At 68.3% G+C, this 25,293-nt stretch carries 19 protein-coding genes; 12 read left to right on the plus strand and 7 right to left on the minus strand.

The annotated features are described in order from the left end of the window. The first annotated feature begins 1 nt into the window (after position 1). Genes GQ57_RS28005 through GQ57_RS28015 form a run of 3 tightly spaced genes read left to right on the plus strand, consistent with a single transcriptional unit; the run spans position 2 to position 7,938 of the window. A complete protein-coding gene (locus GQ57_RS28005) occupies positions 2 to 3,130 on the plus strand; it encodes an efflux RND transporter permease subunit (RefSeq protein WP_034199598.1) in 3,129 nt (1,042 codons plus the stop codon). Beyond that, the gene (locus GQ57_RS28010) at positions 3,127 to 6,453 is read left to right on the plus strand and encodes an efflux RND transporter permease subunit (RefSeq protein WP_034199599.1); all 3,327 of its coding nucleotides are present in this window, start codon (positions 3,127 to 3,129) and stop codon (positions 6,451 to 6,453) included. Before GQ57_RS28005 ends, GQ57_RS28010 begins: the two co-directional genes overlap by 4 nt. 3 nt (positions 6,454 to 6,456) lie before the next feature. Further along, the gene (locus tag GQ57_RS28015; protein WP_081896784.1) at positions 6,457 to 7,938 is read left to right on the plus strand and encodes an efflux transporter outer membrane subunit; all 1,482 of its coding nucleotides are present in this window, start codon (positions 6,457 to 6,459) and stop codon (positions 7,936 to 7,938) included. Between the two features lie 80 nt (positions 7,939 to 8,018). Here GQ57_RS28015 and GQ57_RS28020 read toward each other — a convergent pair whose 3' ends face one another. Beyond that, complete coding sequence (locus tag GQ57_RS28020; protein ID WP_034199601.1) at positions 8,019 to 9,248, minus strand: hypothetical protein; 1,230 nt, start codon at positions 9,246 to 9,248, stop codon at positions 8,019 to 8,021. A gap of 481 nt (positions 9,249 to 9,729) precedes the next feature. Here GQ57_RS28020 and GQ57_RS28025 point away from each other — a divergent pair, with 481 nt between their 5' ends. The 5 genes from GQ57_RS28025 to GQ57_RS28045 all read left to right on the plus strand — a co-directional run bounded on the left by GQ57_RS28025 (position 9,730) and on the right by GQ57_RS28045 (position 16,885). Continuing rightward, positions 9,730 to 10,896, plus strand: coding sequence for a porin (locus tag GQ57_RS28025; protein ID WP_425322001.1), 1,167 nt, complete (start codon positions 9,730 to 9,732; stop codon positions 10,894 to 10,896). Between the two features lie 433 nt (positions 10,897 to 11,329). After that, the gene (locus GQ57_RS28030) at positions 11,330 to 11,686 is read left to right on the plus strand and encodes a hypothetical protein (RefSeq protein WP_152601667.1); all 357 of its coding nucleotides are present in this window, start codon (positions 11,330 to 11,332) and stop codon (positions 11,684 to 11,686) included. Positions 11,687 to 11,827: 141 nt separating this feature from the next. Continuing rightward, positions 11,828 to 12,175, plus strand: coding sequence for a hypothetical protein (locus GQ57_RS28035; protein ID WP_034199602.1), 348 nt, complete (start codon positions 11,828 to 11,830; stop codon positions 12,173 to 12,175). Between the two features lie 11 nt (positions 12,176 to 12,186). Then, positions 12,187 to 14,523, plus strand: a complete 2,337-nt coding sequence (gene bamA / locus GQ57_RS28040) for an outer membrane protein assembly factor BamA (protein WP_081896785.1) — start codon at positions 12,187 to 12,189, stop codon at positions 14,521 to 14,523. After that, the gene (locus GQ57_RS28045) at positions 14,507 to 16,885 is read left to right on the plus strand and encodes an LPS-assembly protein LptD (RefSeq protein ID WP_235215141.1); all 2,379 of its coding nucleotides are present in this window, start codon (positions 14,507 to 14,509) and stop codon (positions 16,883 to 16,885) included. Before bamA ends, GQ57_RS28045 begins: the two co-directional genes overlap by 17 nt. A gap of 20 nt (positions 16,886 to 16,905) precedes the next feature. On the opposite strand, the gene GQ57_RS28050 is transcribed toward GQ57_RS28045, so the two are convergent. Together GQ57_RS28050 and GQ57_RS28055 are read right to left on the minus strand one after the other, a co-directional pair. Then, the gene (locus GQ57_RS28050) at positions 16,906 to 17,214 is read right to left on the minus strand and encodes an H-NS histone family protein (protein ID WP_031397958.1); all 309 of its coding nucleotides are present in this window, start codon (positions 17,212 to 17,214) and stop codon (positions 16,906 to 16,908) included. 128 nt (positions 17,215 to 17,342) lie between these two features. Then, complete coding sequence (locus GQ57_RS28055) at positions 17,343 to 17,576, minus strand: flagellar transcriptional regulator FlhD (RefSeq protein WP_031397959.1); 234 nt, start codon at positions 17,574 to 17,576, stop codon at positions 17,343 to 17,345. 355 nt (positions 17,577 to 17,931) lie between these two features. On the opposite strand from GQ57_RS28055, the gene galU reads away from it, so the two are divergent. The 4 genes from galU to GQ57_RS28075 all read left to right on the plus strand — a co-directional run bounded on the left by galU (position 17,932) and on the right by GQ57_RS28075 (position 22,173). After that, positions 17,932 to 18,816, plus strand: a complete 885-nt coding sequence (gene galU / locus GQ57_RS28060; RefSeq protein WP_034199603.1) for a UTP--glucose-1-phosphate uridylyltransferase GalU — start codon at positions 17,932 to 17,934, stop codon at positions 18,814 to 18,816. A gap of 25 nt (positions 18,817 to 18,841) precedes the next feature. Then, complete coding sequence (locus GQ57_RS28065) at positions 18,842 to 19,429, plus strand: phosphatase PAP2 family protein (RefSeq protein WP_031397961.1); 588 nt, start codon at positions 18,842 to 18,844, stop codon at positions 19,427 to 19,429. A gap of 345 nt (positions 19,430 to 19,774) precedes the next feature. Further along, positions 19,775 to 20,968, plus strand: a complete 1,194-nt coding sequence (locus tag GQ57_RS28070; RefSeq protein WP_031397962.1) for a hypothetical protein — start codon at positions 19,775 to 19,777, stop codon at positions 20,966 to 20,968. A gap of 32 nt (positions 20,969 to 21,000) precedes the next feature. Continuing rightward, the gene (locus GQ57_RS28075) at positions 21,001 to 22,173 is read left to right on the plus strand and encodes a sialidase family protein (RefSeq protein WP_034199614.1); all 1,173 of its coding nucleotides are present in this window, start codon (positions 21,001 to 21,003) and stop codon (positions 22,171 to 22,173) included. A 17-nt stretch (positions 22,174 to 22,190) separates the two neighbouring features. Here the strand turns inward: GQ57_RS28075 and GQ57_RS28080 are convergent, their stop codons facing one another. Genes GQ57_RS28080 through kdsA form a run of 4 tightly spaced genes read right to left on the minus strand, consistent with a single transcriptional unit; the run spans position 22,191 to position 25,278 of the window. Continuing rightward, positions 22,191 to 23,126, minus strand: coding sequence for a KpsF/GutQ family sugar-phosphate isomerase (locus GQ57_RS28080; protein WP_031397964.1), 936 nt, complete (start codon positions 23,124 to 23,126; stop codon positions 22,191 to 22,193). Further along, positions 23,113 to 23,901 (minus strand): 3-deoxy-manno-octulosonate cytidylyltransferase, encoded by a 789-nt coding sequence (gene kdsB / locus GQ57_RS28085; protein WP_034199604.1) that lies wholly within the window; start codon positions 23,899 to 23,901, stop codon positions 23,113 to 23,115. The genes GQ57_RS28080 and kdsB overlap by 14 nt, the downstream gene beginning before the upstream one ends. Beyond that, positions 23,885 to 24,436, minus strand: a complete 552-nt coding sequence (locus GQ57_RS28090; RefSeq protein ID WP_034199605.1) for a KdsC family phosphatase — start codon at positions 24,434 to 24,436, stop codon at positions 23,885 to 23,887. The genes kdsB and GQ57_RS28090 overlap by 17 nt, the downstream gene beginning before the upstream one ends. Continuing rightward, positions 24,433 to 25,278, minus strand: coding sequence for a 3-deoxy-8-phosphooctulonate synthase (gene kdsA, locus GQ57_RS28095; RefSeq protein ID WP_031397967.1), 846 nt, complete (start codon positions 25,276 to 25,278; stop codon positions 24,433 to 24,435). The genes GQ57_RS28090 and kdsA overlap by 4 nt, the downstream gene beginning before the upstream one ends. Positions 25,279 to 25,293: the final 15 nt, after the last annotated feature.

Raw genomic sequence — 25,293 nt, forward strand, 5'->3', positions numbered from 1 at the left:
GATGAACCTCTCCCGCCTTTTCATCCTGCGGCCGGTCGCGACGCTGCTGCTGACGATCGCGCTCGTGCTGGCCGGCGCGGTCGCGGTGCGCTTCCTGCCGGTGTCGTCGCTGCCCGACGTCGACTACCCGACGATCCAGGTGCAGACCTTCTACCCCGGCGCGAGCCCCGACGTGATGGCAACCACCGTCACCGCGCCGCTCGAGGTCCAGCTCGGCGAAATCCCCGGGTTGCAGCAGATGATCTCGTACAGCTCGGAGGGCGCGTCGGTCATCACGCTGCAGTTCGACCTGTCGGTCAGCCTCGACGTCGCCGAGCAGAACGTCCAGCAGGCGATCAACGCATCGAACAGCTACCTGCCGAGCGGCCTGCCCGCGCCGCCGACCTACGCGAAGGTGAACCCGGCCGACCAGCCCGTGCTCACGCTCGCGGTCACGTCGAACTCGATGTCGCTCACGCAGCTGCAGGACACCGCGAACAACCGGCTCGCGACGAAGATTTCCGAAGTGCCGGGCGTCGGCCTCGTCACGACGGCGGGCGGCCACGTGCCGGCCGTGCGCGTCGAAGCCGATCCGCACAAGCTCGCCGCGTACGGGCTGAACATCGACGATCTGCGCACGCTGCTCGCGAACGTGAACGTCAGCCAGCCGAAAGGCAACTTCGACGGCCCCGATCTCGACTACACGATCAATTCCAACGACCAGATCACCGATCCGGCCGCGTACCTGCGCACGGTGATCGCGTACCAGAACGGCGCGCCGGTGTTCCTCGGCGACGTCGCGCGCGTGTCGCAGGCGCCGCAGGACATCGAGCGCGGCGCGTGGCTGAACCGCACGCCGGCGATCGTGCTGAACGTGCAGCGCCAGCCGGGCGCAAACGTGATCGCGACCGTCGACCGCATCAAGCGGCAGCTCCCCGCGCTCGAGGCGACGCTGCCGGCCGGCATGCACGTGCAGATCGTCGGCGACGGCACCGGCGTGATCCGCGCGTCGGTGTTCGACGCCGCGACCGAACTCGTGCTGGCCGTCGCGCTGGTCGTGATGGTGATCTTCGTGTTCCTGCGCAACCTGCCGGCGACGCTGATCCCGAGCATCGCGGTGCCCGTGTCGCTGATCGGCACGGTGGCCGCGATGTACGAGCTGCACTACTCGATCGACAACCTGTCGCTGATGGCGCTGATCATCGCGACCGGCTTCGTGGTCGACGATTCGATCGTGATGATCGAGAACATCGTGCGCTACATCGAGCAGGGCATGCGGCCGCTCGACGCCGCGCTGGAGGGCGCCGGGCAGATCGGCTTCACGATCCTGTCGCTGACGGTGTCGCTGATCGCTGTGCTGATCCCGCTGCTGTTCATGGGCGGCGTGATCGGCCGCCTGTTCAGCGAGTTCGCGGTCACGCTCGCGGTGACGATCCTGATTTCCGCGGTCGTGTCGCTGACGGTCGTGCCGATGCTGTGCGCGCGCATCCTGCATGCGCAGTCGGAGTCGCAGCCGAGCCGCTTCGAGCGCTTCAGCGAACGGATCTTCGATCGCACGCTCGCGGCCTATTCGCGCGCGCTGACCTGGGTGCTGCGGCACCAGACGCTGACGCTCGTCGTGGCGCTCGGGACGCTCGCGCTGACGCTGATCCTCTACGTGGCGATCCCGAAGGGGCTGTTCCCCGTGCAGGACGTCGGCACGATCCAGGGGATCAGCGTGGCCGACACGTCGGTGTCGTACGCGGCGATGGTCGAGCGCCAGTCGCAACTGGCCGATGCGCTGCTGAAGGACCCGGATGTCGCGTCGCTCACGTCGTACGTCGGGATCGACGGCGTCAACGCGACGCTGAACAACGGTCGCTTCCTGATCAACCTGCGCCCGCACGGCGACCGCGCGGAGAGCGCGGCGGCGATCGCGCGGCGGCTGCAGCAGGAAACGGCCGGCGTACCGGGCGTGCGGCTCTACCTGCAGCCGGTGCAGGACCTGACGCTCGACACGACGCTGTCGCCGAACCAGTACCGCTTCGTGCTGCGCGGCCCGAGCCGGCAGGCGCTGCAGCAGGTGGTGCCCGCGCTGGTCGCGAAGCTGAAGCAGGTGCGCTCGATCACCGACGTGCAGAGCGATCTCGACGTCGACGGGCTCGGCGTGCAGGTGGACGTCGACCGCCAGGCGGCCGCACGCTACGGGATCACGCCGGCCACCATCGACAACGCGCTGTACGATTCGCTCGGCCAGCGCATCGTGTCGACGATCTTCGAGCAGTCGAACCAGTACCGCGTGATCCTGGTCGCGAAGCCCGAGACGATGCCGAACGTCGCGTCGCTCGGCAACCTCTACCTGCCGAGCCAGACGAGCAGCAGCGGCCAGGTGCCGCTCAGCCAGATCGCGACCGTACGGCTCGTGAAGACGCCGCTCGCGATCCGCCATCTCGCGCAGTTCCCGGCGGTCACGGTGTCGTTCAATCTCGCGAACGGCGCGTCGCTGAGCGCGGCCGTCGCCGACGTGCGGCGCGTCGAGCGCGACGCGGCGCTGCCGCCGTCGATCCAGTCGTCGTTCCAGGGCGCGGCGGCCGCGTTCGAGGATTCGCTGTCGAGCGAGGTCTATCTGCTGATCGCCGCGCTCGTCGCCGTCTACATCGTGCTCGGCGTGCTGTACGAGAGCTTCATCCATCCGGTCACGATCCTGTCGACGCTGCCGTCCGCCGGGATCGGCGCGCTGCTCGCGCTGATGATCGCGGGCGCGGATCTCGACGTGATCGGCATCATCGGCATCGTGCTGCTGATCGGCATCGTGAAGAAGAACGCGATCATGATCGTCGACTTCGCGCTCGAAGCGGAACGCGAGCACGGCAAGACGCCGGCCGACGCGATCTTCGAGGCGTCGCTGCTGCGCTTCCGGCCGATCCTGATGACGACCTTCGCCGCGATGCTCGGCGCGCTGCCGATGCTGGTCGGCACCGGCACGGGGTCCGAGCTGCGCCGCCCGCTCGGCCTCGCGATCATCGGCGGGCTCGCGCTGAGCCAGCTCCTCACGCTGTTCACCACGCCGGTGGTGTACCTGCTGTTCGACCGGATGGCCGCGGCGCTGCGGCGCCGGCGTGACGCGGCGGGCGCCGGCGCCGCAGCGCCGGACGGCGGGAGCGCGCCGTGAACCCGGCGGCCCTGTTCATCAACCGGCCGGTCGCCACGACGCTGATGGCGATCGCGATCCTGCTGTCCGGCGCGCTCGCGTACTTCCGGATGCCGGTCGCGCCGCTGCCGAACGTCGCGTATCCGGTGATCGTCGTGCAGGCGAACATGGCCGGCGCCAGCCCGGACGTGATGGCGTCGACGGTGGCCGAGCCGCTCGAACGCCGGCTCGAAACGATCGCGGACGTGGAGGAACTCACGTCGATGAGCTACACGGGCTCGTCGATGATCGTGATCGAGTTCGGCCTCGACCGCGACATCAACGGCGCCGCGCGCGACGTGCAGGCCGCGATCCAGGCCGCGCGCGCCGACCTGCCCACCACGCTGCGCTCGAACCCCACCTACCGGCAATACAACCCGGCCGACGCGCCGGTGATGGTGCTCGCGCTGACTTCCGACACGCTGACCTCCGCGCAGCTCTACGATTCCGCGGATTCGGTGATCCAGCAGCAGCTCTCGCAGATCAAGGGGGTCGGGCAGATCACGCTCGGCGGCGGCGCGCTGCCGTCGGTGCGCGTCGAGCTGAACCCCGGCAAGCTGAACAGCTACGGCATCGGCCTCGAGGACGTGCGCGCGTCGCTCGGCGCGGCGAACGCGGACAGCCCGAAAGGCCATCTCGACCAGGACGGCCATCGCTACGAGATCCTGTCCAACGACCAGATCGGCACGGCCGCGCCGTACCGCGACCTCGTCGTCGCCTACCGCAACGGCGCGGCCGTGCAGTTGCACGACGTCGCGCAGGTGCTCGATTCGAACGAGAACGTGCGCAACGCGGGGCTCTACAACGGCAAGCAGGCCGTGCTCGTGATCGTGTTTCCGGAGCCGGGCAGCAACGTCGTGAACACCGTGCAGCAGATCCGCGAGCGCCTGCCCGTGATCGAGGCCGCGTTGCCGGGCTCGGTGCGCGTCGGCATCGCGGTCGACCATTCGCAGTCGATCAACGCGTCGGTCGACGACACCGAGCGCACGCTCTGCATCGCGGTGCTGCTGGTCGTGGGCGTCGTGTTCGTGTTCCTGCTGTCGCCGCGCGCGACGCTGATCCCGGCCGTCGCGCTGCCGCTGTCGATCGTCGGCACGTTCGGCCCGATGTACCTGCTCGGCTACAGCATCGACAACCTGTCGCTGATGGCGCTGACGATCGGCACCGGCTTCGTCGTCGACGACGCGGTGGTCGTGCTCGAGAACGTCACGCGCTTTCTCGAGGCCGGCCATGCGCCGAAGGAGGCGGCGCTGCGCGGCAGCGCGGAAGTCGCGTTCACGGTCGTGTCGATGAGCCTGTCGCTGATCGCCGTGTTCCTGCCGATCCTGCTGATGCCCGGCATCGTCGGCCTGCTGTTCCACGAGTTCGCGGTCACGCTGTCGATCGCGATCCTGCTGTCGATGGTGATCTCGCTGACCGTCACGCCGACGATGTGCGCGTACGTGCTGAGCCGGCGCAGCGCACACGCCGCGCCGTCGCGCGTCGGCGCCCGTATCGCCGCCGTGCTCGACGGGCTGCGCGACGCGTACGCCCGCTCGCTCGACGCGGTGCTCGACCGCGCGCCGCTCGTCGGCGTCGTGCTGATCGCGCTGCTCGCCGGCAACCTGCTGCTGTTCCGGCTGCTGCCCGCGACCTTCTTCCCCGAGCAGGACAACGGCACGCTGATGGGGCAGATCATCGCCGACCAGAGCATCTCGTTCGGTGCGATGCGGCACAAGCTCGCGCAGCTCCAGGCGATCGTCCAGCAGGACCCGGCCGTCTCGGCGGTCGCCGGCTTCACCGGCGGGCGCGCGTTGAACACGGCCAACGTGTTCGTCGCGCTGAAGCCGCTCGCGCAGCGCCACGCGTCGGCCACCGAGGTCGTCAACCGGCTGCGGCCGAAGCTCGCGGCCGTCTCGGGCGCGCGCCTGTTCCTGCAGGCGCAGCAGGACCTGCGGATCGGCGGCCGGCAATCGGCCGCCGAATACCAGTACACGCTCACGAGCGACGATCCGCAGGCGCTCTATACGTGGACGCCGCGGCTCGTCGACGAATTGAACCGGCGGCGCGGCCAGCTCGTCGACGTGAACTCCGACCTGCAGCAGCACGGGCTGCAGACGATGGTGACGATCGACCGCGCGACCGCGAAACGCTTCGGCTTCGACCCGAACCAGATCGACAACGTGCTGTACGACGCGTTCGGCCAGCGCACCGTTTCCACGATCTACAACCAGTTGAACCAGTACTTCGTCGTGATGGAAGTCGCGCCGCCGTACTGGCAGTTCCCGTCATCGCTCGGCCGGATCTTCGCGAGCACCGCGGCGGGCAACGCGAACGGCACCGCGCAGACGCAGTATCCGTCGGCCACCGTCCCGGCCGCCGCCGCGACGCTCGCGACCGGCGCGGCGGTCGGCGTCGCGACGGCGGGCGCGGGCGGCACGACCAATGCGCAGAACGCGAACGCGGAAGCGAACGCATCCACCAACAGCATCGCGAACAGCAAGGGCGGCAGCTCGACCGGCAGCGCGGACAGCACGTCGGCGGAAACGATGGTGCCGCTCGCCGCGCTCGCGATGTTCGCGAACAGCCACACCGCCACGCAGGTGAACCACCAGGGCGGCCTCGTCGCGGCGACGATCTCGTTCAACCTGCCGGCCAACGGGTCGCTGAGCGACGCGGCCGTCGCGATCGCCGACGCCGAGCAGTCGATCGGCATGCCCGCGTCGGTGCACGGCGGCTTCGCAGGGGCCGCGCAGGCGTTCACGAACTCGATGGGTGCGGTGCCGCTGCTGATCGTCGCGGCGCTCGTGGTAGTCTACATCGTGCTCGGCGTGCTGTACGAAAACACGATCCACCCGCTGACGATCCTGTCGACGCTGCCGTCGGCCGGCATCGGCGCGACGCTGGCCCTGCTCGTGTTCGGCGTGCCGTTCTCGGTGATCTCGCTGATCGGCTTCATCCTGCTGATCGGCATCGTGAAGAAGAACGGGATCATGATGGTCGACGTCGCGATCGCGCTGCAGCGCGACGAGGGCGTCGACGCGCGGCGCGCGATTCACGAGGCGGCCGTGCGGCGCCTGCGGCCGATCATGATGACGACGGCCGCGGCCGTGCTCGGCGCGCTGCCGCTCGCGTTCGCGATCGGCCAGGGCGCGTCGCTGCGCCAGCCGCTCGGCGTGACGGTGATGGGCGGGCTGTTGATCAGCCAGGTGTTCACGCTCTATACGACGCCCGTGATCTATCTGTATCTCGACCGGCTGCGCGAGCGACTCGCGCGCGGGTCGTGGCTGCGGCCGCGGCAACAGCGGCCCGAATCGAGGCCCTGACCCATGACTTTCCCCCGCTTCTCTCCCCGACCCGCGCCGCCGTTCGTGCGACGGCTGCGAACCTGCGCGCTCGGTGCGGCGATCGCACTGGCCGTCGCCGGCTGCGCGGTCGGCCCCGACTATCGCCGCCCGGCCGTGGCAACGCCCGCGACCTGGCGCGAGCTGCCCGGCTGGACGCAGGCGAAGCCCGACGCCGACGGCCCGAAAGGCGACTGGTGGACCGCGTTCAACGATCCGCTGCTGAACGAACTGGAGCCGCTCGTCACGGTGTCGAACCAGACGGTCAGGCAGGACTATTACAACTACCAGCAGGCGCTCGCGCTGGTGCGCGAAGCGCGTTCCGGGCTGTTTCCGACCGTTTCCGCGACGACGTCGGCCACCCGGCAGCGCACGACGGGCGCGGGCTCGCCGACCGTCGCGAACGCGGGCGCGCTCGAAGGCACCGTGAGCTGGTCGCCCGACCTGTGGGGCGAGGTGCGCCGCACGGTCGAGGAACGCAAGGCGAGCGCGCAGGCCAGCGCCGCCACCTACGCGAATGCGGCGCTGTCCGAGCAGGTGACGCTCGCGACCACCGTGATCGACCTGCGCGTCGCCGATGCGAACCTCGACCTGCTCGATGCGACCGTCAAGGCCGACGAAGCGTACCTGCGCGTGATCGCCGACCAGGACAAGGCCGGCACGATCCCGCCGTCCGATCTCGTCGCCGCGCAGACGCAGCTCGAAAGCGCACAGTCGAGCCTGATCGCGCTCGGCGTGACGCGCGCGAAGTACGTGCATGCGATCGCGGTGCTGGTCGGACGCACCCCCGAAGCGCTCGACGTTCCGCACCACCCCGCGTTGCCTGCGCTGCCCGACGTGCCGGTCGCCGTGCCGTCGACGCTGCTGCAGCGGCGGCCCGACATCGCCGTTGCCGAACGGCAGATGGCGTCGGCGAATGCGGCGATCGGAGTGGCAATTGCCGCCTATTACCCGACGATCTCGTTGTCGGCGGCGGCCGGGTTCTCCGCGTCGCCGCTGGCGGGGCTGCTCAGTGTCGCGAACTACGTGTGGTCGCTGGGGGCGAGTGCGTCGCAGACGCTGTTCGACGGCGGCGAGCGCAGCGGCGAAGTGGCGGCCGCGAAAGCCGCGTACGACGCGGCGGTCGCGAACTATCGCGGCACGGTGCTCGGGGCGCTGCAGAATGTCGAGGACGATCTCGTCAGCGTGCGGGTGCTGGCCGAGCAGGCGGCCGTGCTGGAACGCGCGGTGGCCGACGCCAGGCGTGGCGCGGACATCGCGTTCAACGAATATCAGGCCGGCACCGTGGACTACACGACGGTCGCCACCGCGCAGACGACCTTGCTCGGGCTGCAGGAAAATGCGCTGACGGTGCAGCAGGAGCGGCTGGTGGCGACGGCGACGCTGTTCGGCGATCTCGGCGGCGGGTGGTCGGATGCGCAGCTCGACGCGCAGCCGTCGAAGCAGGCGGCGCGCACGCCGGGCTGACGGCCGCGCGATGCGAACGGGGGCGGCGAAACGATCGCCGCCCCCGTTCGCGCCGCCGTCCCGCCGGCGTATCCGGCCCGCTACCGCCGCATCGCGAGGAAACTGCGCGCGGTGCTCGTCAACCGCGACCACGGCCCCGCGCGCCGGCTTGACTCCTGCTCGGCCGACCCGCCGAGCGCCGCCCTCATCATCGAGAGTTCGCTCGCGAGCGCCGTATCGGAGCCGAAACTGCCGGCCGCCGCGAGATCGACGATGCGCATCGCCTGATCGACGCACATCTGCCCGTACGCCGTCGTGGCATCGGCGTCGGCGCGCGCGCCCAGCGTCGCCTCGGCCAGCTTGCTCGCCCACAGCGCGAGGGCGTCGGTCGGCGCGCAGCCGTCGCGCACCAGCATCCTGCCGATTTCCATCGCCGCGAGATGCACATCCTCGTCATCGGAGCACGACATCGTCCGGCTGCGCACCGCATGGTTCCGGTGCGCGGCGCGCAGCGACGGCGTCAATCCGGTCAGGCTCCCGATCCACGCTTGCGCCGCACCCAGGTACGCATGCGACCGGATCGCCAGGTCGCAATCGAAGATCGCGTCCGCATGCGTCGTCGCATGCCGCATCGCGAGCAGCCAGTAGCCGAGAAACGCGCGATACGCGGCGGCCGGCCCGACATACGCCGCGTGCGCCTTGAAGAACTCGATGCAATGATCGGCCGGGCGCTCGCCGACGCACGGAACGTCGTCGGGCAGATCGATGCGCAGGCCGACGATCACCCGTTCGACCGCCGGCACGCTGCGGGCGCATGCGAGCGCCAGGAACGGCAGCGCGATGCAGCCCCCGTCGCGCTGCGCGACGAGCCGGTCGCAGCACGACTGCCACTGCGCGAGCGGATTGCGTGCGACGACGATGTGAACGACGTCCGGAAACGTGCGGCGCATCCACGCGAGGCGGCCGAGCGATTCGCCGAACCGGAACACCGGCACGTCGCCGCGATCGAACGCCTGCGCCATCAGCGTACGCAGGAAGCGATCGATCTCGCCCGCATGTTCCGGCGTCGCTTCCTCGAACTGGTTCGCCGAAAAGGCCATTTCGGCGCGCGACGTGCCGAGCGCATCCCGCCTGAGCGTCTCGGCCACGTCCGCGTCCGGCGGGCCGCCCGGGCCGGCGCCCGCGTACTGCCCGCGGTCGACCGGCTCGTCCATCGCGCGCAGCGGCTCGTCGTAGGCCGTTACGCCGTCGAGATCGCGCAGGCAGGACCACAGCCAGCCGTCGGTCGCGCCGTATCCGGAATGCAGAAACACAGCTTGCATCGAGTTCATGGTGGCTCCTGTCAGGTTGGGTCGAAGTTCGTCCATCGCATCGGGCCAGTGTAGGTTTCGGTGGAATTACCCGGTTTACCGGCCCCGTTACCGCCATTTACCGGCCGCGTGCTGCCGCGCAACGCGCGGGTTGCCTGTCGGCCCGGATCCCGCCGTTCACTCGCGAGCGTTTTCGTTACCGCATTTGACGCACGCATTCCCGATCGCGCGCCGCCGCGCACCGCGACGGATTCGGCCGACGCCTGCGCGGCCCCGCTAGATGGGGTTCGCGCCGCACCGACCGCCCCTTCATCCGGCCTCGGATAAACGTTGCGCACACAACCATCAGATTACGGATGAACGAAGCGGAAACCCGCGGTAAACCCGTCGTTGTGGAATCCCAACGGATCAGGATTTGTGTCATGACCTAATGGCGGCTCCTGACGAAGGCGGGTCGCTTCGACAGGAAGGAAAGCAGTTCCGGTACATGCCAGGAGAGTTCATGATGAAAGGTATCTTGAGGAAATCGCTGTTGTCGCTCGCGTTGCTGGCCGGCTTTTCGGCCGCGCACGCGCAGAGCACGGTGACGCTGTACGGCGTCATCGACGAGTCGCTCCAGTTCACGCACAACGCCACGCCCACCGGCAGCAACCAGGTCGGCCTCTACTCGGGCAACCTGTCCGGCAGCCGCTGGGGCCTGACCGGCAGCGAGGATCTCGGCGGCGGGCTGAAGGCGATCTTCCAGCTCGAGAACGGCTTCAACGTCAACAACGGCAAGATGGGCACCTACAACGGCACGACGTCGCTGTTCGGCCGCCAGGCCTACGTCGGCCTGCAAAGCGCCCAGTACGGCACGCTCACGCTCGGCCGCCAGTACGATCCGCTCGTCGACCAGATCCAGGGGCTGACCGAAGACAACTACTTCGGCAGCACGTTCGCCACCGCCGGCGACGTCGACAACTACGACAACAGCTCGCGCACCAACAACGCGATCAAGTACCTGTCGCCGAGCTACGGCGGGCTGCAGGTCGAGACGATGTACGCGCTCGGCGGCGTCGCGGGGCAAACCGGATCCGGTCAGACCTGGGCGGTCGCGGCCTCGTACAACAACGGCCCGTTCTCGCTGGCCGCGGGCTATTACGTGGCCGACAACTCGAACGCGACGGCCGCGCGCACCGGCTGGTCGTCGACTTCGGACGGCACCTTCGACGGCCCGGTCAACTCGGGCTACGCCACCGCGAAGTCGATCAATATCGCGCGCGTCGCCGCGCGCTACATCGCCGGCCCGTATACGCTCGGCCTCGCGTACAGCAACTCGGCGTACAAGGCGGATGCGGAATCGGCGTTCGCGTCGACCGAGAAGTTCAACACCGGCCAGGCCTACGTCAACTACCAGGCCGCGCCGGCGCTGCTGCTCGGTCTCGGCTACAGCTACACGCATGCGAACGGGGATGCCAGCGCGTCCTATCACCAGGTCTCGCTCGGCGCCGACTACAGCCTGTCGAAGCGCACCGACGTGTATCTCGTCGGCGCATGGCAGAAGGCCACCGGCACGCAGCTGAACGCGGACGGCACGGTGTCGGGCGCGGAAGCGTCGATCGGCTCGTACGGCGTCGCCGGCACCGACAGCCAGGAGATGGTCAGCCTCGGCATTCGTCACCGGTTCTGATCGCGACACGCGCCGGCCGCCGTTCGCGACGGCCGGCGTTTCGCGATGCCTTGCGTCGAAGCGCCAGGTTTCACCGCAATCATTTGAAATATTGCGGGCTCAAGACAGGCCGAAACGCACTTCCGGTGCGGAATTCCGCCCAATGTCCGTCGATCGCGCACGCTCATGCGGCATCGGTTACCGATCGCGCACAGCGACCGATGTCAGCGTCGCCATATATCTCAATAATTACCGCGCACTCTTGCGCGATCTCCAATTCATTCCGCTTACAAGGCGCGAATCCCGGAGTCCTGAATATGACGAAACAATCCTGAAATTTATTCGGATAGCGTGTGACCTATGCTTCCGTCACACCGCACACCGGCCGCGCCGATGGCGGCAGTTCTCCCCGACAGTGAAAGTGAAAGGCCCGATCATGTATCACACGATGCGCATGGAAGTCTCCTCCGAATCCGGGTTTCCAGTGATCCGCTTCACGATCGACGGCCAGACCTCCGTCCTCGGCGTCAACGATATCGACCAGATGATCCTGCAACTCGCGACCGCACGAGCCGCGATGCAGCCGACCCATCCGGTCGAGCCGCCGGAAGGACAGTATCCGCTGCAGATCGACCCGTGCTGGCGCGTCGACCGGCTCGCCGACTACGACGGCGCGGTGCTGTCGATCCGTCATGTCGGGATGGGCTGGATCGCGTTCGCCCTGCCCGCCGTCAACCTGAACAGCCTCGTCGAGGCGCTCGTCTCTCCGCCCGAAATGGCGCTGCCGATCAATCACGCGATGCTGAACTGAGGCGCGACCGGCGCTGACCGGATTCACGCCGGATCGTCTAACCCAACCCCATTTATTTCGCAATACGAATCATCGACACGATGCGGGGCGCATTGCCCCGGATCGCGACTTTCCGTTCCTTTTCGACAAGGACCTGCCATCATGCGAATCCCTTCCCCGATCGTCGCACCCGCCCGGCAACGCGCCACCTATGCGCTGTCCGATTTCGGCGCCTGCACGTGGTACCTGCTGCCGGCCGACACGCGGCCGGCAGCAGCCGGAACCCGCGATGTTCACGCGTTCGGCGCCCGCCCGATCTTCCGCTGCCGGCTCGACGGCCGCTACGCGTCCGGGCTGTCGCTGAACGCCGTCTGCGGCAACGGCTATGCGGCCGTGCATCTGCTGGCCCGGTCACACGTCGACACGGTGTCGCGCCTGCTCGTGCGTGACTCGCAGAACGACGCCGCACATCGCGTCCACACATTCGAAGAAGGGATCGCCTGGCAGTGAAAGCACGTTCGATGAGGTTCGGCTGGCTTGCCCGGCTTTGCTGGCTCGCGCCGGCTGCATTTTCCGTTCACGCGCAACCGGCACCGGCTGCGCAAGCGGCGCCCGATGCGCCGGCGTCGAGCGGCTTCGCGATCCACGACATCCGTGTCGAGGGTCTGACGCGCATCGAATCCGGCACCGTGTTCTCGTATCTGCCGTTCAAGATCGGCGACACATTCACCGACGACAAGGCGTCGGCCGCGATTCGCGCGCTCTACGCGACCGGCTTCTTCAACGACGTGCGGATCGGCACGGAAGGCAACGTCGTGATCGTGAACGTCGTCGAGCGCTCGGTGATCGGCACGATCGACTTCGCCGGGCTGCACGAGTTCGACCGGGACGCGATCGAGAAGGCGATGAAGTCGGTCGGGCTGGTGTCCGGGCATGCGTACGACCCGTCGCTCGTCAGCAAGGCCGAGCAGGAGCTCAAGCGCCAGTACCTGACGCGCGGCTACTACGCGGCCGAAGTGACCACGACGGTGAGCCCGATCGACCGCAACCGGGTGGCGCTGCTGTTTTCCGTCATCGAAGGGCCGAGCGCGAAGATCCGGCAAGTCGCCTTCATCGGCAATCACGTGTTCAGCGATGCGACGCTGCGCGACGAAATGCAGATGTCGACGCCGAACTGGTTCTCCTGGTACACGAAGGACGACCTGTACTCGAAGGACAAGCTCGCGACCGATCTCGACGCCGTGCGCGCCTACTACCTCGATCGCGGCTACCTGGAGTTCAACATCGACTCGACCCAGGTGTCGCTGTCGCCGGACCGCAAGGACATGGACCTGACCATCACGCTGCACGAGGGCGATCCCTACACGATCTCCGGCATCCGGCTGGCCGGCGACCTGCTCGATCGCGAGGCCGAACTGAACCGCATCGTCGCGATCCACGCCGGCGAGCGCTTCTCCGCGGCGAAACTCAAGGACACGACGCAGGCGCTGATCGACAAGCTCGGCGAATACGGCTACGCGTTCGCGACGATCAATACCGTGCCGCAGATCGACCAGCAACATCACACGGTCGACCTCACGCTGCAGGTCACGCCGGGCAAGCGCGTCTACGTGCGGCACATCGACATTTCGGGCAACACGCGCACGCGCGACGAGGTGATCCGCCGCGAGATGCGCCAGATGGAGGATGCGTGGTTCGATTCGTCGCGACTCAAGCTGTCGAAGGATCGCATCAACCGTCTCGGCTATTTCACCGACGTGGACGTGACGACCGTGCCGGTGGAAGGCACCGCCGACCAGGTCGACGTGCAGGTGAAAGTGACCGAGAAGCCGACCGGCACGATCTCGCTCGGCCTCGGCTACGGATCGGGCGAAGGCCCGATCATCTCGGCCGGCGTGTCGCAGGACAACGTGTTCGGCAGCGGCCAGACGATCTCCGTCAACGCGAACACCGCGACGACGATGCGCACCCTGAGCCTGTCGCAGACCGATCCGTACTTCACGATCGACGGCGTCAAGCGCATCACCGACGTGTACTACCGGACGACGCAACCGCTCTACTACTCGAGCACGAGCGACACGAGCTTCCGGATCATCTCGTACGGGGCGGACACGAAGTTCGGCATCCCGTTCTCCGAGACCGACATGGTGTACTTCGGACTCGGGCTCGAACAGGATCGCCTCGACGTCGATTCGACGACCCCGCAGAGCTATCTCGACTACGTGAAGACGTTCGGCCGCGTGTCGAACGTCGCGCCCTTCACGGTCGGCTGGTCGCGCGACATGCGCGACAGCGTGCTGATTCCGGGGCACGGCTACTACCTGCAGGCGAACGCCGAATACGGCACGCCGATCGGCTCCGTGTCGTACTACAAGACCGACGTGCAGGCGCAGTACTACCACTCGTTCGCGCGCGGCCTCGTGCTCGGCATGAACTTCCAGGCCGGCTACGGCAACGGCCTCGGCGGCGAGCCCTACCCGATCTTCAAGAACTACTTCGCGGGCGGCATCGGCTCCGTGCGCGGCTACGAGCCCAACTCGCTCGGCCCGCGCGACGCGACGACGGGCGACCCGATCGGCGGCTCGAGGATGGTGGTCGGCAACATCGAGATGACCGTCCCGCTGCCGGGCACCGGCTACGACCGCACGCTGCGCGTCTTCACGTTCGTGGACGGCGGCAACGTGTGGGGCACCGAAGGCAACAGCGTCGGCGCGAACGGGCTGCGGTACAGCTACGGCCTCGGGCTCGAATGGATCTCGCCGATCGGCCCGCTGAAGATCGACTATGCGCTGCCGATCGTTCACCACAGCGGCGACCAGTACCAGAAGTTCCAGTTCCAGATTGGCACGTCGTTCTGAACCCGCGCGCGGCCCGCGCTCCGCTCCACGCGGCGGCATCGTCGCGCGCCTGCGCGCCGGCGCGGTCGCGTTGCTCGTCGACGTCGCGCTGTCGGTCGCGCTCTGCACCCCGCGCGATGCCGACGCGCAGTTGCAGAACGCCGCCGCCGAGCCGTACCGGATCGGCGACGCATGGGGGCTGCGCATCGCGTCGCAGCTCGTCGAGCATCCGCTCGCGCCGGGCCAGGCCGCGACGACGTTCGGGATCGGCGCGGCCGCCAGCGGCACCGTCGACCAGGACCTGTCGCTGCACGGCAACGCCGAACTGCGGCGCGGCCCGTCGGTCGTGAAGGCGGACGCGATCCACTACGACGCCGACACGGACATGACCGACGCGTACGGCCACGTGCTCGTGGTTCACGACGGCAACGCGTTCGCCGGCCCCGACGCGCACCTGCAGCTCGACAGCTTCGCGGGAACGATGACGGCGCCCCACTACCGCTTCAACCTGACGGGCGGCTCGGGCTCCGGCACGCGGGTCGACCTGCTCGACGACACGCGCGAAGTGGTCTACGACGGCACGTACACGACGTGCCATTGCTCGGACGATCCGGCGTGGTATCTCCGGGCGTCGCGGCTCGATCTCGACAATGCGGCGGGTATCGGCGTCGCGCACGACGGCATCCTCTTCTTCGCGGGCGTGCCGGTGTTCGCATCGCCGTGGATGTCGTTTCCGCTGAACGACGCGCGCAAGAGCGGCATCCTGCCGCCCACGTTCGCGATCAGCTCGACGAACGGCTATGACATCGCCGTCCCGATCTACTTCAACCTGGCGCCCAACTACGACCTGACCGTCACGCCGCGGCTGATGACCAAGCGCGGCGCGATGCTGACGACCGACTACCGCTACCTGGGCTCGACCTATTCCGGCTCGCTGTCCGCCAGCGTGCTGCCCGACGACGCGACGACGCACACCAACCGCTACTCGATCGCATTCCAGCACCGCGAGGACCTCGGCAACGGCTTCGCCGCGTACGCGAACTACAACCGCGTGTCCGACGCGTCGGTCCCGTCGGATTTCTCGAGCGCCAACTCGCTCGTCGTCGGCTCGCAGACGCTGTTCCAGCAGGAGGCGGGCGTCACGTACAACCACGGCCCGTGGTCGGTGCTCGCGCGCGTGCAGAACTGGCAGTCGTTCACGACCACGCCGCCCTACAACCGCGAACCGGAGCTCAACGCGAAATACACGCGCTACGACGCCGGCGGCTTCGATTTCGGCGCCGACGTCGACGCGACGCGCTTCACGATCCCGACCGCCGATTCGACCGAAGGCAACCGGATGACGTTCGACACCTACGTCAGCTACCCGATCCTGTCGCCCGGCTGGTCGGTGATACCGAAGCTGCAGTGGCATGCGGCGTCGTACGACCTGACGTCGATCGGCAGCGACGCGCCGGCCGGCCAGCCGAAGAACTTCACCGTCAACGTGCCGACCGCGAGCCTCGACATGAGCGCCACGTTCGAGCGCGCGGTGCGGCTGTTCGGCGTCGACATGATCCAGACGCTCGAACCGAGGCTGTACTACGTCTATACGCCGTACCGCAACCAGACCTTCGCACCGGTGTTCGACACCGCGCCGCTCGACTTCGGTCTCGCGGAGATCTTCACGAGCAACCGCTTCGTCGGCGGCGATCGCGTGAGCGACATGAACCGGCTGACGGCGGGCGTCACCACGCGCTTCATCGATGCCGGCAGCGGCGTCGAGCTGGCGCGCTTCGTGCTCGCGCAGGCGTACGACTTCCGTACGTCGCAGGTCACGATGCCGGGCGACACGCCGCCGACGGTCGGGCCGTCCAGCGTGATCGGCGGCGCGGCGCTCCATATCGGCGCCGGCCTCGAACTGCAGCAGGCGGCCGAATACAACCAGTCGAGCAACGAGCTGACCCAGGCCATGGCCGGCATCGACTGGAAGCCGGCCGACGGCAAGGTGATCAATCTCGCCTACCTGTATGCGCGCGCGAACGCGACGCTCGACGACGAGCCCGAGAACCAGGTGCTGCTGTCCGCGCAATGGCCGCTCACGCATGCGCTGTCGGGCGTCGGCTCGGTCGACTACGACCTCGCCGCGCACCGGCTGGTGAGCGGGCTGCTCGGTTTCCAGTATGCGGCCGACTGCTGGGCCGTCAGCTTCGCGCTGCAGAAATACACCAACTACAACAGCACCACGTCGCCGACCACCGGGACGCGCGTGCTGGTGCAGTTGCAGCTCAACGGGCTGAGCCGCATCGACAACGGGCTATTGCAGCAATTCCGCGCGAGCGTGCCGGGGTATGCGACACCGGCGCTGCCCGCGCCGACGTCGCGCTTCACCGACTATCCGTAAGCGGCTCGCGCGCCGCGCGCTCAACCCGCGCTGCGCTCGATCAGGAAGCGCTCGCGACGGCCGCCCTTGATCCAGCCGGGCTCGCGGCCACGTCCGTTCCAGGTCGCGCCGGTTTTCGGGTCGCGATACCTGGGCGCGGCGGCGGCCTTGCGGCCCCGCCTCGTTCCGGCGCCGGCCGAGCGGCCGAATATCTGGCTGGCGGTCAGCCCGTATTCGGCGACCCGGTTGCGAACCTCCTGTATCACGTTCTCGAGTTCGGCGAGCCGCGCCTCCTCGACGCGCTTCATCAAAGCGTCGGCTTGCGCCTTCAATTCGCGATAACCGGACATGCACTTCCTCCATTGATTCATGGCGTTTCAAAAGGACCGGACGAGCGCGGCAATACGACCGCCGTCGATGTGCGATGCAACATCGTGAAAAGCGCCGCCGGCCATCCATTAAAAAAACAAAAAACGATTCACGCGCGGCCCGGCGCGTTTTCACTGCGGAATTCGCAGAACAATTCGCCGCTTTCCGCAATTTCATCGATCTGCTGCTGCGTCAATGCGGCGATGGACGCGGCGACGTCGTCCGGAATCCCCAATTGCCGCTTGCCCTGCTCGAAGTCTGTACGCAACATGCGTTGCGCAAGCACGAGATAGGCGCGGTTGAATTCCGCGATTGCATCGAAGATATCGCCGTGTCCGGTCATGGCCGCTCCCGCGCGACGGCGGTGCCGCGGCCGCGATGCGCGGCGCCGCGACCGGCCCGTCCAGTAGTAGATGCCTGAATCTATGTCACGCGGCCGGCGTCATGCCGACAATTCCTAGATGGCATCCGACACACCGTAAAGCCGCCATTGCGTATTCGAAACGCGCGATTCGCCTTTGTCGGAATCGACCTAGATTCGGTCACTCCCCCGAACCGGAATGTCCCTACGATTTTCCGACGGCGCGCGGATTCATTGACGCGCGGCACGGCGCCGGCGAGCGACGACGGAATTCCCGCGCCGCCGCCCGCGCCCCGCATTGTTGTTCACAGCCCTGAACGGATGGAATTCGAAAATCATGTTGAAAGTGACGAAAGCCGTATTTCCGGTTGCCGGTCTCGGCACGCGATTTCTGCCTGCGACCAAGGCCAGCCCGAAGGAGATGCTGCCTGTCGTGGACAAGCCGCTCATTCAATACGCGGTCGAGGAAGCCATTGACGCCGGCATCACCGAAATGATCTTCGTGACCGGCCGCAGCAAGCGCGCGATCGAGGACCACTTCGACAAGTCCTACGAGATCGAGGCCGAACTCGAGGCGCGCGGCAAGGAAAAGCTGCTGTCGCTCGTGCGGAGCATCAAGCCGAGCCATGTCGACTGCTTCTACGTTCGCCAGGCCGAAGCGCTGGGGCTCGGCCACGCGGTGTTGTGCGCGGAAAAGCTGGTCGGCGACCAGCCGTTCGCGGTGATCCTCGCCGACGACCTGCTCGACGGCCCGACGCCCGTGCTGCGCCAGATGATCGACGTCTTCGATCACTACCATGCGTCGGTGATCGGCGTGGAAGAGATCGCGCCCGAGGCGTCGAAGTCGTACGGCGTCATCGACGGCAAGCGCTGGGAAGACAACCTGTTCAAGCTGTCCGGAATCGTCGAGAAGCCGGAGCCCGCGAAGGCGCCGTCGAATTTCGGCGTCGTCGGCCGCTACGTGCTCAAGCCGAAGGTGTTCGAACACCTGCGCGCGCTGCGTCCGGGCGCCGGCGGCGAATTGCAGCTGACGGACGCGATCCAGTCGCTGCTGACCGACGAACAGGTGCTCGCGCATCGCTACGACGGCACGCGCTTCGATTGCGGCAGCAAGCTCGGCTATCTGAAGGCGACGGTCGAATTCGCGCTGCGCCACCCGGAAGTGGCCGCGGATTTCGAAAGCTTCCTGGCCACGCGCATGTCGGCGCTGCTGGCCGCCTGAGCGCATAGCCGCCGGGAGCCCGTTCATGTGGGTGGCCGTCAGCGATCTCGGCGATGCGGCGGTGACGCTGCCGCTTGCCGTCGCGTGCATCGGCTGGCTGACGCGGTCGAACGCCGGGCGGCATGGGGCGGCCGCGTGGACGCTGATGCTTGCCGCGGGCATGGCGCTGGTCGGCGCCACCAAGACGCTGTACGCCGGCTGCGGCATCCAGATCCGCGCGATCGACTTCCGCGTGATCAGCGGACACACGATGCTGGCGGCGGCGGTATGGCCGATGACCTGCGCGCTCGCGCTGGCCGGCTGCGCGCGGTTGCGGCCCGGCGCGTCGCTCGCGCTCGGGCTGGCGCTCGGCGCGCTGATCGGCGTCGCGCGCGTGATCGACGACGCGCATACGCCGTCGGAAGTCGTCGCCGGCTGGATCGTCGGCTCGGCGGTCGCGCTGTCGTTCGTGCGGCGGCATGGCGCGCCGCGCATCGCGCCCCGGTATCGGCTGCTCGCCGCCGCGTCGCTGCTTGCCGTGTCGGCCGTCGCGTATGGACATCACGCGCCGATCCAGGCGGCGATCGAACTGTACTCGCCGTTTCTGTGCGGACGCTACGCGATGCCGCCTTGACGGTCGCGGCCCCGGACGGCCCCGGGCGGCCGCGCCGCGCGGCGCCCGCCCGGCCCGCCGGAGCGCACCCGCACCCGCACCCGCACCCGCGCCCTCCGCGGGACGGACCCTGCCGGAAACCGACAGAACCCCGCCGCGATCGGACGGCCGCGTTCGCCCCGCCGCCCGGCCGTCTATGCTTGATCGCCGGAACCGCTTCGTGCCGAACGACGCGCGCGTTCCGCGTGCGAACCGGCGAGCCGGCGCTGCCCGGCAGCCATGCCGCCCGCGTCGCACGGCACCTCGCCGCGCGGCGCCGCAACGGCCGTCACGCGGCGCATCCGCACTCTCCGATCGGGCGCATGCATGTCGACCTTGCTATTTTCAGCCAGCGTATTGTTCTTCTCCCTCAATGCGTTCAGCGTACGGGCAACCTTCGCCGCGTATTTCCTGCTGTGCGCGCTCGCCTTTCTCCGGGCGCCGACCCTGACGACGCGCCAGCGGCACCTGTTTCCGGTGTGCACGTACTGGCTGATCAGCACCTGCGTCGCGTTCATCCTGTCCGCGTTCGGCGATTTCTACCTGAACTTCTACATCAAGTTCGTGCTGATCCAGACGTATATCGCACTGAGCTACTGGATGTTCGCCGGCGGCGTGCTCACGCGGCATTCGCTCGACACGGCGTGCCGGACGCTCATCTACGTCCACGCCGCGTTCTTCACGTTTCAGCTCGTCTTCTACCTCGCGACGGGCCACTTCATCGACTTCGACAGCTATGTCCGCGAATCCGATTCCGAAGCGCTCTACGCGACCAAGGCACTCAGCGACAGCCTGATTTCGATCCGTGCGCTGGGCCTGTATTCCGAGCCGTCCTTCTATGCGATGACCGTCGTCCCGAGCGCGGTGATCCTGCTGCTGTCGCAGCGGCGCGTCACGCTCGCGCCGGTGGTCGCGTTCGCCACCGCGCTGCTGAGCTTCTCGATCGCCTCGATGGTCGTGTGCGCGGCGCTGTGCGGGCTGCACGTCCTCGCCGGGCGCGGGCGGATCGGGGCCCGGATCGCCGTCGTCGCCGTCGCGCTGGCGTGCGTCCCGTGGCTCTACGGCGTGTACGACCAGCGCGTCAACCAGTCCGTCGACTACGACGCGGTGGGCAGCCGCACGCTCGTGCTGACCGAGCTGACCGAGCGCGACGTCGTCGCCGGCGTGTTCGGCGGCGGCCTGTTCTGGGACGAACGCAACAACGTCGGGAAAACCCATCTGCGCGGCTACCAGGTGCGGGACAGCTCGTTCTACATCTACCTCGTGTTCGCGGCGGGCGCCGCCGGGTCCGTCGCGTTCATCGGCACGCTGTTCGTGCTGTTTCGCCGCCGGGGCAGGCGGAAATACCTGTTGTATCTGCTGCCGATCCTGCTGTTCAAGTATCACGTCCTCTATGGCATGCTCTGGCTCACCATCCTGCTGTTCGTCGTGCTGGCCGACCAGGACGCGCCACGCAGGCGCGCCGCCGCGCGCCCGCACCCGGGCGCATTCGGCGGCAAACCGCTGGCAAACATGACATGACCACATTTCCGTACCTGCCGAAGCTGGCCGCGATGAAACGGCCGATCCTCGCGGCGCTGTGCGCGTACTGCACGGCGACGGCCTCGAACGCCGCGCCCGCGCCGGCACCCGCGCCGCCGGGCCAGATCGTCGCGCACAGCCGGGCGGCCACGCGCGTCTATCTCGGCTCGCCGTCGCTGGCCGTGCTGCCGAACGGCGACTACGTCGCGACCTGCGACACGTTCGGCCCCGCCGCCGCGCAAAACCGCGTGTCCGTCTTCACGTCGCACGACAAGGGCGCGACCTGGTCGAAGCTCGACGACGTGCCGGACCAGTACTGGTCGTCGCTGTTCGTGCTGCGCGGCGCGCTGTACCTGATGGGCACCAACCGCTCGATGGGCACGCCGTCGATTCGCCGCTCCGACGACGGCGGCGCGACCTGGACCACGCCGGTCGACGCCGCCACCGGGCTGCTGCCGTATGCGGGCCGCTATATCACCGGGCCGGTGCCGGTTCTCGTCGATCGCGGGCGGGTCTGGCGCGCGTACGAAAGCGTCGAGGACGGCGACCTGCGCGCGCTGGTGATGTCCGCGCCCGCCGACCGCGATCTGCTCGACGCGCGCAACTGGCGTGCGTCCGTCCATCTGCCGTCGGACCGGCGCTGGCTCGACGGCCGCTTCGAGTCGTGGGAGGAAGGCAACGTCGTCGGCAGGCCCGGCGCGGCGCCGGCCGTCATGCTGCGCGTGAACACCGACAACGGCCCGGAGAAGGCCGCGCTGGTCGCGACGGGCGAGGACGGCCGGACGCTGTCGTTCGACCCGGCGCGCGATTTCGTCGACCTGCCCGGCGCCGGCAAGAAATTCACGATCCGCTTCGACCCGCGCTCGAAGCAGTACTGGACGATCACGAACGCGGTGCCGAAGAGCGTCGGGCGGGCGAACCTCGAGCGCGTGCGCAACACGCTGGTGCTGCTGTCCTCGCCCGATCTCAGGCAGTGGACCGCCCGGCGGGTCGTGCTGCAACACGCCGACGTGAAGCGGCACGGTTTCCAGTACGTCGACTGGCAATTCGACGGCGACGACCTGATCGCGGTGCTCCGCGTGGCGTTCGACGATCCGGAAGGCGGCGCGGCAAGCCAGCACGACTCGAATTTCATCACGTTCCTGCGCGTGCCGCGCTTCCGCCAGGACGCCGCGCCGAGGGCGCTGACGCAGAGCCTGCAGTAGCGCGGCCGCCGCCGCGCCTACTTCTTGAAGACGCCGACGATGTGCGCGCCGTCGGAGACGAGCAGCGCGCCGATGCGCTGCTGCTGCATCAGCAGCAATGCGTCCTCCACCCGCGTGCCGGGCGGCACCGTGGACGGCTCGACCGACATCATGTCGGCCGCCGTGCGCCGCAGCACGGCGTCGCCGTGCCGCTCGATCGCGCGGCGCACGTCGCCGTCGGTCACGATGCCCCAGCCGGCCTCGCGCTTCACGATCGCGAGGCCCAGCCGCCCGCGTGTCATCGCATCCAGCACGTCGAGCGCCGACGTCTCCTCCGTCACGAACGGCAGATCCCCGCACGCCATTTCGTCGTCGACCGTGGACAGCAGCCGGCGGCCGAGCGAGCCGCCCGGGTGGAAGCGCGCGAAGTGCTCGGGCTGGAAACCGCGCGCGCGCATCAGCGTCACGGCCAGCGCATCGCCCATCGCGAGCGTCGCCGTGGTCGACGCGGTCGGCGCCAGTTGCAGCGGACAGGCCTCGCGCTCGACGCCGATGTCGAGATGGATCCGCGCGGCGCACGCGAGCGTCGACGACGGATTGCCGGTCAGCGCGATCAGGTCGTTGCCGTTGTTGCGCAGGAACGGAATCAGCTTGATCACCTCGTCCGTTTCTCCCGAATTCGAGATCGCGAGAAACGCGTCGTCCGGCGTCACCATGCCGAGATCGCCGTGATAGGCCTCGCCCGGATGCATGAAGAAAGCGGGCGTACCCGTGCTCGACAGCGTCGCGGCGATCTTCCGGCCGACGATGCCGGACTTGCCCATGCCGCACACGACGACGCGGCCGCGCGAGCCGAGGATGGTCTCGACCGCCGCGTCGAAATTCGCGTCGAGACGCGCGGCGACGCCGGCCAATGCCCGCGACTCGATCTCGAAGACCTGCCGGGCGGATTCAATATGGTTATGTCGCATCATGGGTATGTCGTTTGAGGAAGGAGACGACGCGCGCGACGTCGTCGGGCGTATCGACACCGGCCGGCGGCGCATCGGGCCAGCGCATCACGTCGATCGGCATGCCGAGCCACAGCGCGCGCAACTGCTCCAGCTTTTCAAGCTGCTCCAGCTCGCACTGCGCCGTGCCCGCGAGCGCCTGCAACGCCTTATTCGAATAACCGTAGAGACCGATGTGCCGCAGGAACCCGCCGCCGTCCGCGGCCGCCGGCCGGCCGTCGCGACAGAACGGGATCACCGCGCGCGAGAAGTACAGCGCGCGGCCGCGCCGATCGACGACGAGCTTGACGATGCCCGGATCGTCGAGCTGCGCGGCCTCGTCGACCGGGCACGCCGCCGTCGCGACGCCGAGGTCCGGCTGCGCGGCGCAAAAGGCCGCGAAGGCCTTCAGCAGCGCGCCGGGCACGAGCGGTTCGTCGCCCTGCACGTTGAGCACCGCGTCGCCGGCGGGCCAGCCGGCCGCACGCGCGACTTCCGCCGCGCGGTCGGTGCCGGACGCGTGATGCGCGCCGGTCATCGCGAAACGGATGCCGCGCGCGTCGAGCACCTCCGCGATGCGCGCGTCGTCGATCGCGACGACGATGTCCGCGCCGGGCAGCGCGCCGCTCACGCGCGCATGCACGCGGACGATCATCGGTTCGCCGCCGAGGTCGACGAGCGGCTTGCCCGGCAGGCGCGTCGAGCCGTATCGGGCCGGAATCACGACATGCACCGGCCGCCCGTTATTGAGTGACGTCACGTCCGCTCCATTGTTCGAGTAAGGGCCGGTAGGCGTCGTCGAGCGACAGGCCGGCGCCGAGCAGCACATGCTCGGCCACCTCGCGCGCCACGCCGCGGCCGCCGGCCGCGCGCGTGACATGATCGACGCGCGTCCGGACCAGGTGATGCGCATCGGCCGGCGCATACGACACGCCGACGCGCTCGATGACCGCGAGATCGTTCACGTCGTCGCCGACGTAGGCGATCTCGCGATCGTCGATCTGCCGCCGCGCCTTGATGCCCGCATAGCAGGCCGCCTTGTCCTTGCAGCCGGTCACGAGCACGTCCATGCCGAGCTCGTGCGCCCGCCAGGTCAGCGCGCCGCTGTGCTTGCCCGACAGGATGCCGCTGCGGATGCCGTGCGCGCGCAGCAGCGCGATCGCCACGCCGTCGTGCGCGTGAAAGCGCTTCATGACCTCGCCTTCGGCCGTCACGTGCAGCAGGCCGTCGGTCAGGACGCCGTCGACGTCGAACAGCACCAGCCGCACGGCCCCGCGATACGTCGCGCCGCTCACCGGATATCGAGCGGCGGGAACCGCTTGACCAGGTCGTCCACCGCCTTGACCTGCTGCAGGAACGCGTCGAGCTGCGAGAGGGGCAGCGCGCTCGGGCCGTCGCAGCGCGCCTGGTCGGGCTCCGGGTGCGCCTCGAGGAACAGCCCGGCCAGCCCGACCGCCATCCCGGCCCGCGCGAGATCGAGCACCTGGCGCCGCCGGCCGCCCGAGGCGGCGCCGCCCGGATCGCGCATCTGCAGGCTGTGCGTGACGTCGAAGATCACCGGGCAGTCGCCCGTCACGTCGCGCATCTGGCGGAACCCCAGCATGTCGACGACGAGATTGTCGTAACCGAAGGACGTGCCGCGTTCGCACACGATCACGCGGTCGTTGCCGGCTTCGCGACACTTCGACACCACGTGCTCGATCTGCGTCGGGCTCATGTACTGCGGCTTCTTGATGTTGACGACGTTGCCGGTCCGCGCGACCGCGACGACGAGATCCGTCTGGCGCGCGAGGAACGCCGGCACCTGCAGCACGTCGACGACCTGCGACGCCGGCTCGGCCTGCCACACCTCGTGCACGTCCGTGATCACGGGTACGCCGAACCGCAGCTTGATCTCCTCGAAGATCCGCAGGCCCTCGTCGAACCCCACGCCGCGATACGAGTGGATCGACGAGCGGTTGGCCTTGTCGAAGGACGCCTTGAACACCAGCGGAATACCGAGCCGGCGCGTGACTTCCACGTACCGGCTGCAGACGTAGAGCGTGAACTCGACGCTCTCGAGCACGTTGAGGCCGCCGAACAGCACGAACGGCAGGTCGTTGCCCACCGTGATGTCCGGCGTGATCGATACATTCATACAGTTCTCCATGAA

The sequence above is a fragment of the Burkholderia sp. MSh2 genome (assembly GCF_000731655.1).
Lineage (GTDB): Bacteria > Pseudomonadota > Gammaproteobacteria > Burkholderiales > Burkholderiaceae > Burkholderia > Burkholderia paludis.